Here is a 13,169-nt window from a genome sequence, read left to right on the forward strand (position 1 = left end):
TCTCAGACGGCCGGGCGGGCCGTGGCCGAGCTCTTGTCGAGCGCGAGGCCGGCGCCGAGCAGCACGATCGCCGAGGCGAGGTGCAGGATGTGGTCGGCCGTGTTGAGGGCGAGGATGTTGGCGGCGGTGCCGGCGATGAAGAAGCCGACGATGCCGAGGAGCAGGTAGACGGCGCCCACGGTCGTGTTCGTGCCCTTGGCGGCAGGCGTCGAGCGCAGGCCGGCGGTCAGCAGCGCGGCACCGATGAGGAGGTGCGCGATGTTGTGCAGGTGGTTCACCTGGAAGATGCCGAGCAGCAGCCCGCCCTCCTGGCCGATGAAGTTGCCGCCGGCCACGAACAGGCCGAGGACGCCCACCAGCAGGTAGACGGCGCCGAAGATGGTTGCCACGAGGCGGTTGGGGGACTGGGACATGACTCCTCCTAGGGTCAGGACCGGCAGGCTCCCTCGTCGGATCGACGGGGAGTGTCTCCTGTGCTTCGAGGCACCGGCCTTTTCGGATGGTGGACGTTCCCTGAGCGTACGCTCCGAGGGGGACAGCATCTCGTCGGAGGCTGAGTGCATGATGGGAGCCGTGAGCACAGACGCCGGAAGTCCCGCCTCGCGAAGCAACGCGGGAGATCGCGACCACGAACTCAGTTCATCCTGGGCGCATCTCGCTCTGAGCGCGTCCGCCGTCCAGGCGCTGTCACATAGCGTCGAGTTCGAGTTTGAGTCCGAGAGCGTCAGTCGATCGCTGGTTCGTCAAGCGGGTGCGCTGCAGGAGATACCGAGAGCGGCGTGGCCTCATTTGGTCCGTATGGCAGACGCACTGAGAGACGCAGTCGACGCGGCCGTCGACGCCAAGCCGCAGGTTTGGCAAGCGGCACTCCGCACGCTGGAGCGAGCGGCTCTAGGGCGGGCGATGGATTCTGCGCTCGAGTCGCAGACCGCGGCTCTTCGAGCGGCGTTCGAACTACATAGGAACTCGGTAGCCGATCACGCCGTTGAGGTGTCTGCCAATGTACGCAAAGCAATGCAGCTAGACGTCGAGTGGTTGCGGAACCAGATCGAGGCCGCACGGAACGCCTATTACCAAGCAGACGCGCAACTCATGTCTGACCGGATCTACGACGCACTGGTGCAGAGTTTGATGGACTTGGAGCGTGCATTCCCGGAACTACAAAGCCAGGATTCGCCAACGCTTTCCGTGGGCCCGGCGGCCGCGACGACTGGACTGCCGACGATCGAGCACCTCGACCGCATGCTCAGCCTCGACAACGTCTTCTCGATCGACGAGCTGCGCGAGTGGTGCGCCAAGGCCGAGGCCGCCTCCGGGCGCCGCGTGCGGTGGTTGACGGAGCTGAAGATCGACGGCCTCGCGATCAACCTGCGCTACGAGCGGGGCGTGCTCGCCTCCGCGGCGACGCGCGGCGACGGCCGCGTCGGCGAGGTCGTGACGCCCAACGCGCTGCGGGTCGCCGGCATCCCCGAGCGCCTGACCGGCGAGGGGCATCCCGAGGTCGTGGAGGTGCGCGGCGAGGCCTTCATCCCGACGCGGGCGTTCCACGAGCTGAACGCGCTGCAGGAGGCGCTGCGCGAGCGCTCGGTCGAGGAGGATCGCGCCCGGCTCGGCGCGCGGTTCGACGAGGCCAGGGCGATCGATCGCGGCACCCGGCGCTTCCCGACGTTCGCGAACCCGCGCAACGCCGCCTCCGGGGGCCTCCGCCAGCAGCTCGAGAAGAAGAGCGGCCTCGAGCGCGAGGCAGGCGACGCGCGCGTCGCGGCGCTGCGCATGTACGTGCACGGCATCGGCGCGTGGCCCGACCCGCCCGTGGCGGCCCAGAGCGAGGTCTACGAGCTGCTCGCGTCGTGGGGCCTCCCGACGAGCCCGCACTCGAGCGTCGAGGACGACGTCGACGGCGTCGTCTCGTTCGTCGAGCGCGTGGGCGGCGACCGGCACGGCTTCGACCACGAGCTCGACGGGGTGGTCGTCAAGGTCGACGAGCTCGACCTGCACGCCGAGCTCGGCCAGACGTCGCGCGCGCCGCGCTGGGCGATCGCGTACAAGTACCCGCCCGAGGAGGTGCACACGCGGCTGCTCGACATCGTCGTCAGCGTCGGCCGCACCGGCCGCGCGACGCCCTTCGCGATGATGGAGCCGGTGCAGGTCGCCGGATCCGTCGTGCGGCAGGCGACCCTCCACAACCAGGACGTCGTGCGCGCGAAGGGCGTGCTCATCGGCGACACCGTCGTGCTCCGCAAGGCGGGCGACGTCATCCCCGAGGTGCTCGGGCCGGTCGCCGACCTCCGCGACGGCAGTGAGCGCGAGTTCGTCATGCCGACCGCGTGCCCCGAGTGCGGCACCGAGCTGCGGCCGATGAAGGAGGGCGACATCGACCTCCGCTGCCCGAACGCCCGCTCGTGCCCCGCACAGGTGCGGGGCCGCGTCGAGCACATCGGCTCGCGCGGCGCGCTCGACGTCGAGGCGCTCGGCGAGGTGACGGCCGCCGCGCTCACGCAGCCCTCGCACCCGGCCGAGCCGCCGCTCGTGACCGAGGCGCGGCTGTTCTCGCTCACGATGGACGAGCTCGTGCCCATCGAGGTCGTCGTGCGCGACGGCGAGACGGGCGAGCCGAAGGTCGACGAGGAGACGGGCGAGCCCGTGCGGCGGCGCCCCTTCCAGCGCAACCCCACGGCGGCCGAGAAGAAGGCCGGCGCGACGGGTCCGCAGCCGTCGAAGCAGGCGCAGACGCTGCTCGCCGAGCTCGAGCGGGCGAAGGAGAAGGACCTGTGGCGGCAGCTCGTGTCGCTGAACATCCGCCACGTCGGGCCGGTCGCGGCGCGCGCGCTCGCCGGCTGGTTCGGCTCGCTGCAGGCGATCGAGGAGGCCACGCCCGAGCAGCTCGCCGAGGTCGAGGGCGTCGGGCCGACGATCGCCGACGCGCTCGTCGAGTGGCTCGCGGTCGACTGGCACCGCGAGATCGTCGCGGGCTGGCGCGAGGCCGGCGTGCGGTTCGCGACGCCCGGCCACCCCGGTCCCGGCGCGGCGGTCGCCGCGGGCGGACCGCTCGTCGGGCTCACGGTCGTCGCCACCGGCACGCTCGAGGGCTACACGCGCGAGGGCGCGCAGGAGGCGATCATCGCGGCGGGCGGCAAGGCCGCCTCGAGCGTGTCGAAGAAGACCGACTTCGTCGCCGCGGGGCCCGGCGCCGGCTCGAAGCTCGCGAAGGCCGAGGACCTCGGCATCCGCATCCTCGACGCCGCGGAGTTCCGCATCCTCGTCGAGCAGGGCCCGGATGCGCTCCCGGGCGCCGCGGACGGCGAGGGGGAGGACGCCTGATGGACGCGATCGGCCTGCTGCGCGAGGCCCACGCGCGGGTGCCCGAACTCGCCCGCCGCGCCGCCGAGGGGCTGACGCCCGAGCAGCTGGCGTGGGCGCCAGCCGAGGGCGCCAACCCCATCGGCTGGCTCGTGTGGCACCTCGCCCGCGGGCAGGACGCGCAGGTCGCCGAGGTCGCGGGCGCGACGCAGGTGTACCTCGAGGGCGACTGGGCGGCGTGCTTCGGCCGCGAGCCCGATCCCGACGACACCGGCTACGGCCACGGCCCCGAGGACGTCCGCGCTGTGCGCCCGGAGTCGGCGGATGCGCTGCTCGACTACCTCGACGCCGTGCACGCCGCGACGGCGGCGTGGCTCGGCACGCTCGCGCCGGCCGACCTCGACCGGGTCGTCGACGAGGGCTGGGACCCGCCGGTCACCCTCGGCGCGAGGCTCGTGAGCATCGTCGACGACGACGTGCAGCACGCCGGTCAGGCCGCCTACGTCCGCGGGCTGCTGGGCGCGTGATCCGCCGCCTCGCGATCGAGGGCTACCGGTCGATCCGCGACCTCGTGGTCGACCTCGAGCCGCTCACGGTCGTCACGGGCGCCAACGGCTCGGGCAAGTCGAGCCTCTACCGGGCGCTGCGGCTGCTCGCCGACTGCGGCGAGGGTCGCATCATCGCCTCGCTCGCCGCGGTCGGCGGCCTCGACGCCGTGCGCTGGGCGGGCCCCGAGCGCGGCATCCTCGGCGGGCAGGTCGCGCAGGGCACCGTGCGGGCGAAGGCCGTCTCGCTGCGGCTCGGCGTCGCCACCGACGAGCTCGGCTACGCGATCGACCTCGGCCTGCCGGTCGCGCAGCAGAGCGCGTTCGACCTCGATCCCGAGATCAAGCAGGAGCACGTCTTCGCCGGCCTCGACCCACGGCCGGCCGGCGTGCTCGTCGAGCGCACGCGCGGCCTCGTGCGGATGCGCGGCGACGGGGGCTGGCGCACGCTCGGCAGCGGCATGCACCCGTGGGCGTCGGTGCTCGACGAGCTCGCGGGCCACGAGGAGGCGGCCGAGCTCTCTGGCGCGCGGCGCATGCTGCGCGGCTGGCGGTTCCACGACGCGCTGCGCACCGACCGCACGGCGCCGGCACGGCAGCCGCAGATCGCGACGCGCTCCGTGCGGCTCGACGACGACGGCGCGAACCTCGCCGCGGTGCTCCGCACGACGATCGAGGCCGGATGGGGGTACGAGGTCTCGCGCGCCATCGACGAGGCGTTCCCGGGCTCCCGGCTGCTGCTGCCCGCCGTCGACGGCCGCATGTCGGTCGCGCTCGAGCAGCCGGGGATGCTGCGGCCGCTCACCGTGAGCGAGCTCTCGGACGGCACGCTGCAGTACCTGCTGCTCGTGGCGGCGATGCTCTCGGCCGAGAAGCCGAGCCTCGTCGTGCTCAACGAGCCGGAGCGCAGCCTCCACGCCGACCTCGTCGAGCCGCTCGCCGGCCTCGTGCGGCGGGCCGCCGAGGACACGCAGGTCGTCGTCGTCACCCACCAGCAGCGGCTCGCCGACGCGCTCGGCGGCGCGCGCGTCGAGCTCGACAAGCAGGGCGGCGAGACGCTCGTCGCCGGCCGCGAGGGGCCGCTCGACCAGCCCTCGTGGCACTGGCCGAAGCGCTGAGCCGCGGCGTGCACGGGGCGCGGAGGCGCGGTCGATAGCGTCGAGGAATGCCCACCGCCGCGCTCGTCCAGGCCGCCTTCGGCGGCACCGCCACGATCGACGACGAGGTCTCGCTCTCGGCGTCGAGCGACGTCTGGCCCGCCACGGTGCACGGCGGTCCGGAGCCCGTCGCGGCCGTCGTGAAGCGCACCTGGGGCGCGCCCGAGCCGCTCGAGTCGTGGCAGCGCGCGCTCGTCGCCCGCGGCGTCCGCACCGTCGCGCCGCTCGTGCCCGCGGTCGCGGTCGAGGACGCGGGAACGACGACCACCTGGGTCGCCTACCCGCGGCTCGCCGGTCGCACCTGGGACGGCGGCGTCGACGACCTCGCGGCGGCCGGCACCCTGCTCGGCCGGATGCACGCCGCCTCGAGCGGACTCGCGATCGACGGCTTCGCACCGTTCGAGTGGGGCTCCGACGAGCGGGCCTCGATCGACGAGGACATCGAGGCGATCCGCGCCGCCGCCGCCGAGCACTGGCCGGACGCCGACGGGGAGCGATGGGCGGACCAGCTCGACGGGTTCGCGCCGCTGCTCGCGCGCCTGCGCGGTGCGGACCTCCCCGAGCTGCCCGTCTCGCTCGACCACCGCGCGGCCAACGTGCTGCTCGACGACGCGGGTGCGCTCATGGTCGACCTCGAGAACGCCGCGATGGCGCCGCGCCTGTTCGACCTCGCGATCGCGGCGCTGCTGTGGCCGCTCGAGCACGAGGCGGCGGGCGGCAGCGCCCTCGGGGCCGAGGGCTGGGCGGCGCTGCGCGACGCGTACCTCGCGGAGTCGCCGCTCACGCCGCAGGAGCGGGAGCTGTGGCCCGAGGCCCTGACGTACATGAAGCTCGAGTGGGGCACGTGGCACCTCACCGAGGGCGTCGAGGCCGAGCCGGAGGGCAACCTCCGCTACCTCGAGGACCTCTTGACGCTCGACGAGGCCGCCCGCTTCCCGCTCGGCTGAGCGCGCGGCCGCGGCCCCCGTCCCTCAGTCGGCCGGCGTCGTCGGCTGGTCCGGCGGCCACGGCGCGCCATCGGCGACCGCCTCGACCATCGCGCTGAAGCGCTCCGGATCCTCGGCGCTCCACTGGTGGTGCATGCCGGGCGCGATCCACGTCTCGAGCTGCGGCGCGATCGCCCGCAGCGCTTCGAACGCGCGCCGCGCATCCCGCGGCTCGCGCTCGCCCGCGACCGCGACGAGGCGACCGCGGTAGGGCAGGGACGACGGCAGCGACGGCGCGAGCACGTCCTCGAGCACGCGGCCGCCGGTGCGGCTGCCGAGCCGCAGGCCGTCGTCGACGAAGCGCGCGCGCACGTCGGCGTCGAGGCGCATCGCAGTCGCGAGCGCCCGCCAGTACCAGCGCCGGTCCCACAGGCCCACCTGCGAGCGCGCGGCGACGGCGGTGCCGCGCCCGACGCCGACGAGCGGCGCGCCGCTCACGAGCAGCGAGCGGACGAGCTCGGGATGCCGGGCGGCGAGCCGCACGCCGAGCATGCCGCCGAGCGAGAGGCCGACGACGTGAGCGCGCCCACCGACGGCACGCTCGGCGACGATGGCGGCGAGGTCGTCGGTGGCGCCGTCGAGGCCGGGCCACGGCTCGCGGTGCCGGCCGCCGAACCCGGGGAGGTCGGGGGTGAGCAGGTGGCGGTGGGGGAGCAGCGCCACCTGCGGCGCCCAGCTCCAGCCCGCGACGCTGTTGCCGTGCACGAGCAGGACGGTCTCGCCCTCGCGCGTGCCGTGCTCCACCGCGTCGGCCGCGCGCGCGGTGCTCATGCCGCCGGCGCCAGGTCGGCGAGCGTCGCGTCGAGCCAGGCGAGCTCCGCCTCGGCGTGGACGACGCCGTTCGCGAGGGTCGCGCGCCGCAGCGCCGCGGCGAGGTCGTCGCCGCCCACCTCGATCGCGCGGAGGGCCGCGAGCGACGCCAGCGCCTCCTCGCGCCGCGCGCGCAGCAGCGCAGCGGCGCCGTCGGCGCCGAGCGCCTCGGCGAAGAACAGTCGAGCGAGGAACGGGTCGCGCGGGCGGTGCGGCTCGGCGGGCGCGGCGAGCCACGCGCGCAGCTCGGCCTCGCCGGCCTCGGCGATCGCATGCACCCGGCGGTCGGGCCTGCCGTCGCCCGGCTGCACCTCGACCTCCACGGCGCCGTCGGCGACGAGACGGTCGAGGGTGCGGTAGATCTGCGACTGGTCGGCGCTCCAGAAGTGCGCGACCGAGGTGTCGAACGCGCGCTTGAGGTCGTAGCCGGTCGCGGGGTGGAGGCGGAGGATCCCGAGGATCGCATGGCGGAGGCTCACGAGTGATATACGACCACACACATATGAGACTGCACAAGCAGTGGCGCTCCGCGACGAGCGCTCAGAAGAGCGTCGGCACGGGCGGCCGCGCCTCCTCCGTCGACGGCAGCTGCCTCGCGCGCCCCGGCGCGACGGCGGAGATGCCGGTGCCCGGCGCCACGACGGTGCGCGCGAGCCCGTGCCGCACCTGGAGCGGGCGGATGCGGTCGCGCAGCCACTGCCGGTACTCCGGGTGCGCGTACGAGCCGAAGCGGCCGCGCTCGTCGCGGTACACGCGGTCGTAGAGCGGCACCAGGTCCGGGTGCTCGGCGCGCAGCCACTGCAGGTACCACTCGCGCGCGCCGGGCCGCAGGTGCAGCGAGCTCGCGATGGCGCTCGTGGCGCCCGCCTCGGCGATCGCCGCGAACGCGTGCTCGAGGTGCGCCCGCGTGTCGGTGAGGCCGGGGAGCACGGGCATCGCGAACACGGCGCAGTCGAGCCCCGCCTCCCGCACCGCGCGCACGGTGTCGAGCCGAGCCCGCGTCGTCGGAGTGCCGGGCTCGACGGCCTGCTGCAGGGCGTCGTCGAAGATCGCGATCGACATGGCGATCGAGACGGGCACGTCGCGGGCGATCGAGCGCAGCAGCGGCAGGTCGCGGCGCAGCAGCGTGCCCTTCGTGAGGATCGAGATGGAGCTCCCGTGCGCGGCGAGCGCGCGGAGGATGCCCGGCAGCAGCCGGTAGCGCCCCTCGGCGCGCTGGTACGGGTCGGTGTTCGTGCCCAGCTGCACCCCGTCGACGTCGCGGCGCGGGCCGGCGAGCTCGCGCTCGAGCACCTCGACGATGTTCGCCTTCACCACGATGCGGCTGTCGAAGTCGGCGCCGGCGTCGAGGTCGAGGTAGGTGTGCGTCTGGCGGGCGAAGCAGTAGCGGCACGCGTGCTGGCAGCCGCGGTAGGGGTTGATGGTCCACGCGCCGCCCATGAAGCCACCGCCGGGCACGCGGTTGAGCGCGCTGCGCGCCGTCACCTCGAGGAAGGCGGTGCCGTCGAACCCCGGCGTCGGCCAGGTCTCGAGCACGCTCCCGCGGGCCTCGAGCCCGGGCAGCGCGTCGGCGTCCACGTGCTCCGCGGTCTGACCCTCCCAGCGCATGCGACCATTCGAACACACGTTCGAACCTCGCGCAACCGCCTCCAGCGCGCCGGGGTCCGGCTGCCGAGGCGCATCCGGCTGCAGCCGCCGCGCATCCGGCTACAGTGCCGCCGTGGGGTTCGGACGTCGGATGCGGCTGCTCGCGCCCGTCGCGTGGGCCTCCCTGGCCGTGATCGTCACCGCGGTGCTGCTCGCGCGGCTGCTGCTCGTGCTCGGCCTCTGGCCGTCCGTCGGCTCGGGCGATCCCGCGGGAACCGGCGACGGCGCGTGGGCGCTGCTCGCGGCCGCCGCGCTCCTCGGCGCCGGGACGCTCTGCGGCGCGGGCCTGTGGCACGCGCTCATGCTCGCGAGGCTCGTGCGGGTTCGCGGCATCGACCGCCTCATCGCGGCGCTCGGCGCAGGGGTCGCCGTGCTCGGCGCGGTCGTGGCCACGGCCTGCGCGGTCGAGCCGGCGCTCGGCCGCGCGCTGCTCGCCGCCGCCGCGCCGCTGTGGCTCGCCGGCCTGGCCGCCGCGGCGCTCGCCCTCGCGATGGTCGTGCACGCGCGCGGCGCCCGCACGCATCCGGCGCCCGGCACGGTGCTCGTGCTCGGCGCGGGCCTGCGCGGCCGCGACGTCGGGCCGCTGCTGCGGCGCCGCGTCGAGCGCGGCGCCGAGGAGTGGCGCGCGGCGCTGGCCGAGCGGCCGGATGCGCGGCTCGTCGTCTCGGGCGGCCAGGGCCCCGACGAGGTGCGCACCGAGGCGTCCGCCATGGCGGAGCACCTCGCCGAGCGCTGCGGCGTGCCGCCCGAGGCGATCGACCTGGAGGACGCGTCGCGCTCCACGCGCGAGAACCTCGCGCTCTCGCGCCCGCTCGTCGGGGTGCCGGGCCGCGCTCCGCTCGTCGTGGTCACGAGCGAGTACCACGCCTACCGGACCGCGTGGCTGCTCGCGGACGCGGGGCTCGACGGCACGGTCGTCGGGGCGTGGACGCGGCCGTCGTACCGGCCCGGAGCGACCCTGCGCGAGGCCCTCGCGATCGCCGCCGACCTGCGGTGGTGGTGCGCGGCGGGCGCGCTCGCCGCGTGGGCGCTCGCGATCGGGCTGCTGCTCGCGACCTGAGCCGCGCATCCGGGCCTTCCATCGGGCGTCCATCGGGGGTCGTCCATCGGACCGCGCGCGGGCCCGCGCGACGCTGTCCTGAGCGGTCGCCGACGGCCCGGGAGGCGGCTGCCGCGCCGGTAGGATCGAGCGAACCCCCGCCATCGACGAGGAGACGCATGTCCGAGATCACTCGCGAGCAGGTCCAGCACCTCGCTGGGCTCGCGCGCATCGCGCTCACCGACGACGAGGTGACGAGCCTCACGACCGAGCTCGGCGCCATCGTCGACGCGATCGCCAAGGTCAGCGAGGCCGTCGGGCCCGACGTGCCCGCCACGAGCCACCCGGTGCCGCTCGCGAACGTGACCCGCGCCGACGTCGAGGGCGGCACGCTCACGCACGAGCAGGCCTTCGCCGGCGCGCCCAGCCACGACGGCGAGCGCTTCCGCGTCTCCGCGATCCTGGGGGAGGAGCAGTGACCGACCTCACGCGCATCGACGGCGCCGAGCTCGCCGGCCTCCTCGCCTCGGGCGAGGTCTCGTCCGTGGAGGCCACGCAGGCCCACCTCGACCGCATCGCCGCGGTCGACGGCGAGATCCACGCCTTCCTCCACGTCAACGCCGGCGCCCTCGACGAGGCGCGCCGCATCGACGAGCGCCGCGCCGCAGGCGAGCAGCTCCACGAGCTCGCGGGCGCGCCCGTGGCGATCAAGGACGTCCTCTGCACGATCGGGATGCCGTCGACCTCCGGCTCGCGCATCCTCGAGGGCTGGGTGCCGCCGTACGACGCGACGCCCGTCGCGCGCCTCAAGGCCGCGGGCCTCGTCGCGCTCGGCAAGACGAACATGGACGAGTTCGCGATGGGCTCGTCCACCGAGCACTCCGCCTACGGCCCCACCCGCAACCCGTGGGACCGCGAGCGCATCCCGGGCGGCTCCGGCGGCGGCTCGGCCGCGGCCGTGGCCGCCTTCGAGGCGCCCTTCGCGCTCGGCAGCGACACCGGCGGCTCGATCCGCCAGCCCGCTGCCGTCACCGGCTCGGTGGGCGTGAAGCCCACGTACGGCGGCGTGAGCCGCTACGGCGCGATCGCGCTCGCCTCGAGCCTCGACCAGGTCGGCCCCGTGAGCCGCACCGTGCTCGACTCCGCGCTCATTCACGACGTCATCGGCGGGCACGACCCGCACGACTCCACGTCGCTCCAGCGGGAGTGGCCGTCGTTCGCGGCCGCCGCCCGCGAGGGCGCGGCGGCGGGCTCGCTGCAGGGCCTGAAGGTCGGCGTCATCCGCGAGCTCGACAGCGAGGGCATCGCCCCCGACGTGCACGCGCGCTTCCAGGAGGCCGTGCGCCTCATCGAGGGCGCCGGCGGCGAGGTCGTCGAGGTCTCGGTGCCGAGCATCGAGTACGCCGTCGCGGCCTACTACCTCATCCTCCCCGCCGAGGCCTCGAGCAACCTCGCCCGCTTCGACTCCGTGCGCTTCGGCCTCCGCGTCGAGCGGCCGGGCCAGACCGTCGAGGACGTCATGGCGGCCTCGCGCGAGGCGGGCTTCGGCGCCGAGGTGAAGCGACGCATCATCCTCGGCACCTACGCGCTCTCGGCCGGCTACTACGACGCCTACTACGGCTCGGCGCAGCAGGTGCGCACGCTCATCCAGCGCGACTTCGACGCCGCGTTCGCGCAGGTCGACCTGCTCGTGAGCCCCGCGGCGCCCACGACCGCCTTCCGCTTCGGCGAGAAGGTCGGCGACCCGCTGGCGATGTACGCGAACGACATCACGACGATCCCCGCGAACCTCGCGGGCATCCCCGGCATGGCCCTCCCGATGGGCCTCGGCGACGACGGCCTGCCCGTCGGCCTCCAGCTGCTCGCGCCGCTGTTCGAGGACGCACGGCTCTACCGCGCGGGCGCGACGATCGAGGCGCTGCTCGCCGAGCAGTGGGGCGGCATCCTCGCCCACCAGGCACCCCAGCTGACGGAGGTCGCACGATGAAGGACCGCCTGATGGACTTCGACGAGGCCCTCGAGCGCTACGAGCCCGTGCTCGGCTTCGAGGTGCACGTCGAGCTCGGCACGCGCACGAAGATGTTCTCGGCCGCGCCGAACCCCGCGCACCCGGACCACCACGACGCGGCGCCGAACACGCTCATCGACCCGCTGAGCCTCGGCCTGCCCGGCAGCCTCCCGGTCGTGAACGAGGAGGCCGTGCGGTACTCGATCTCGCTCGGGCTCGCGCTCGGCTGCGAGATCGCCGAGTCGAGCCGCTTCGCCCGGAAGAACTACTACTACCCGGACGTGCCGAAGAACTACCAGATCTCGCAGTACGACGAGCCCATCGCGTTCGAGGGCGAGGTCGAGATCGAGCTCGCCGACGGCCGCCGCTTCCAGATCCCGATCGAGCGCGCGCACATGGAGGAGGACGCCGGCAAGCTCACGCACGTCGGCGGCGCCACCGGCCGCATCCAGGGCGCCGAGTACTCCCTCGTCGACTACAACCGCGCTGGCGTGCCGCTCGTCGAGATCGTCACGAAGCCGATCGTGGGCGCCGAGCGCGACGCGCCCGAGCTCGCGAAGGCGTACGTCGCCGCGATCCGCGACATCGTGCTCTCGCTCGGCATCTCGGAGGCGCGCATGGAGCGCGGCAACCTCCGCTGCGACGCGAACGTCTCGCTCCGGCCGCGCGGCCAGGAGCGGTTCGGCACGCGCACCGAGACGAAGAACGTGAACTCGATGCGCTCGGTCGAGCGCGCGGTCCGCTACGAGATCCAGCGGCAGGCGGCGATCCTCGCCGCGGGCGGCACGATCGTGCAGGAGACCCGCCACTGGCACGAGGACACCGGGCGCACGAGCGCCGGGCGGCCGAAGTCGGACGCCGACGACTACCGCTACTTCCCCGAGCCCGACCTGCTGCCCGTGCAGCCGGACCGTGCGCTGGTCGAGGAGCTGCGCGCGGCCCTGCCCGAGCAGCCGGTGGCCCGCAAGCGCCGCCTGAAGGCCGAGTGGGGCTTCACCGACCTGGAGTTCCAGGACGTCGTGAACGCCGACCTGCTCGCGACGGTCGAGGCGACCGTCGCGGCGGGTGCCGCGCCCGGCTCGGCGCGCAAGTGGTGGACGGGCGAGATCGCCCGCCTCGCGAACGATCGCGGCGTCGAGGCGTCGAGCCTCGTCTCGCCCGAGCACGTGGCCGAGCTGCAGCGCCTCGTCGACGGCGGCGCCCTCACCGACCGGCTGGCGCGCCAGGCGCTCGAGGGCGTCATCGCCGGCGAGGGCAGCCCGACGGAGGTCGTGGCCGCCCGTGGTCTGCAGGTCGTCTCGGACGAGTCCGCCCTCGTCGCGGCCGTCGACGAGGCCCTCGCGGCGCAGCCCGACGTGCTGCAGAAGATCCGCGACGGCAAGGTGCAGGCCGCCGGCGCCGTGATCGGCGCCGTCATGAAGGCGATGCGCGGCCAGGCCGACGCGGCGCGGGTGCGCGAGATCGTGCTCGAGCGCGCGTCGCAGGCGTAGCGGAACCGCATACCGGTAGGGGGCAGCGACGCGCCACCCCCTACCGCACGGTTCGGCGAACCCGGTCAGCGCGCACCTAGCGAGTGCACAGACGGCGTCCAGACCGGGGGACGACCATTGCGGGTGGAGCGACACGATCGCTCTACCGCGGGGCCTGCACCCCTTGCACCGCGGTCCTTCTGTGAAA

General features: G+C 74.5%; 12 protein-coding genes. 8 read left to right on the forward strand and 4 right to left on the reverse strand.

The features are described from left to right. Positions 1–2: 2 nt before the first annotated feature. Positions 3–413 (reverse strand): DUF4383 domain-containing protein, encoded by a 411-nt coding sequence (locus IEW90_RS06260; RefSeq protein WP_188717136.1) that lies wholly within the window; start codon positions 411–413, stop codon positions 3–5. A 601-nt stretch (positions 414–1,014) separates the two neighbouring features. Here IEW90_RS06260 and ligA point away from each other — a divergent pair. Genes ligA through IEW90_RS06280 form a run of 4 tightly spaced genes read left to right on the forward strand, consistent with a single transcriptional unit; the run spans position 1,015 to position 5,949 of the window. After that, positions 1,015–3,321 carry an NAD-dependent DNA ligase LigA gene (gene ligA, locus IEW90_RS06265; RefSeq protein ID WP_188717138.1) on the forward strand — a complete coding sequence of 769 codons (2,307 nt, stop codon included), beginning with the start codon at positions 1,015–1,017 and terminating at the stop codon, positions 3,319–3,321. Continuing rightward, positions 3,321–3,827 (forward strand): mycothiol transferase, encoded by a 507-nt coding sequence (locus IEW90_RS06270; protein ID WP_188717140.1) that lies wholly within the window; start codon positions 3,321–3,323, stop codon positions 3,825–3,827. Before ligA ends, IEW90_RS06270 begins: the two co-directional genes overlap by 1 nt. Further along, positions 3,824–4,963, forward strand: a complete 1,140-nt coding sequence (locus tag IEW90_RS06275; protein ID WP_188717142.1) for an AAA family ATPase — start codon at positions 3,824–3,826, stop codon at positions 4,961–4,963. The genes IEW90_RS06270 and IEW90_RS06275 overlap by 4 nt, the downstream gene beginning before the upstream one ends. Positions 4,964–5,010: 47 nt before the next feature. After that, positions 5,011–5,949, forward strand: coding sequence for a phosphotransferase enzyme family protein (locus tag IEW90_RS06280; protein ID WP_188717144.1), 939 nt, complete (start codon positions 5,011–5,013; stop codon positions 5,947–5,949). A 24-nt stretch (positions 5,950–5,973) separates the two neighbouring features. Here the strand turns inward: IEW90_RS06280 and IEW90_RS06285 are convergent, their stop codons facing one another. From IEW90_RS06285 to IEW90_RS06295, 3 genes are all read right to left on the reverse strand, one after another. After that, a complete protein-coding gene (locus tag IEW90_RS06285; RefSeq protein ID WP_188717146.1) occupies positions 5,974–6,759 on the reverse strand; it encodes an alpha/beta fold hydrolase in 786 nt (261 codons plus the stop codon). Next, the gene (locus IEW90_RS06290; RefSeq protein WP_188717148.1) at positions 6,756–7,277 is read right to left on the reverse strand and encodes a PadR family transcriptional regulator; all 522 of its coding nucleotides are present in this window, start codon (positions 7,275–7,277) and stop codon (positions 6,756–6,758) included. Before IEW90_RS06290 ends, IEW90_RS06285 begins: the two co-directional genes overlap by 4 nt. A gap of 61 nt (positions 7,278–7,338) precedes the next feature. Beyond that, the gene (locus tag IEW90_RS06295; RefSeq protein WP_188717150.1) at positions 7,339–8,406 is read right to left on the reverse strand and encodes an Rv2578c family radical SAM protein; all 1,068 of its coding nucleotides are present in this window, start codon (positions 8,404–8,406) and stop codon (positions 7,339–7,341) included. 112 nt (positions 8,407–8,518) lie between these two features. Here IEW90_RS06295 and IEW90_RS06300 point away from each other — a divergent pair, with 112 nt between their 5' ends. The 4 genes from IEW90_RS06300 to gatB all read left to right on the forward strand — a co-directional run bounded on the left by IEW90_RS06300 (position 8,519) and on the right by gatB (position 12,982). Beyond that, on the forward strand, positions 8,519–9,505 hold the full coding sequence (locus tag IEW90_RS06300; RefSeq protein ID WP_188717152.1) for a YdcF family protein: 987 nt from the start codon (positions 8,519–8,521) through the stop codon (positions 9,503–9,505). Between the two features lie 158 nt (positions 9,506–9,663). Then, on the forward strand, positions 9,664–9,963 hold the full coding sequence (gene gatC / locus IEW90_RS06305) for an Asp-tRNA(Asn)/Glu-tRNA(Gln) amidotransferase subunit GatC (RefSeq protein WP_188717154.1): 300 nt from the start codon (positions 9,664–9,666) through the stop codon (positions 9,961–9,963). After that, positions 9,960–11,471: an Asp-tRNA(Asn)/Glu-tRNA(Gln) amidotransferase subunit GatA gene (gene gatA / locus IEW90_RS06310; RefSeq protein WP_188717156.1), complete on the forward strand. Its 1,512-nt coding sequence runs from the start codon at positions 9,960–9,962 to the stop codon at positions 11,469–11,471. The genes gatC and gatA overlap by 4 nt, the downstream gene beginning before the upstream one ends. After that, positions 11,468–12,982 carry an Asp-tRNA(Asn)/Glu-tRNA(Gln) amidotransferase subunit GatB gene (gatB, locus tag IEW90_RS06315; protein WP_229679517.1) on the forward strand — a complete coding sequence of 505 codons (1,515 nt, stop codon included), beginning with the start codon at positions 11,468–11,470 and terminating at the stop codon, positions 12,980–12,982. The genes gatA and gatB overlap by 4 nt, the downstream gene beginning before the upstream one ends. The last annotated feature ends 187 nt before the right edge of the window (positions 12,983–13,169 follow it).

Source organism: Agrococcus terreus (assembly GCF_014645235.1).
GTDB classification, from domain to species: Bacteria; Actinomycetota; Actinomycetes; order Actinomycetales; family Microbacteriaceae; genus Agrococcus; species Agrococcus terreus.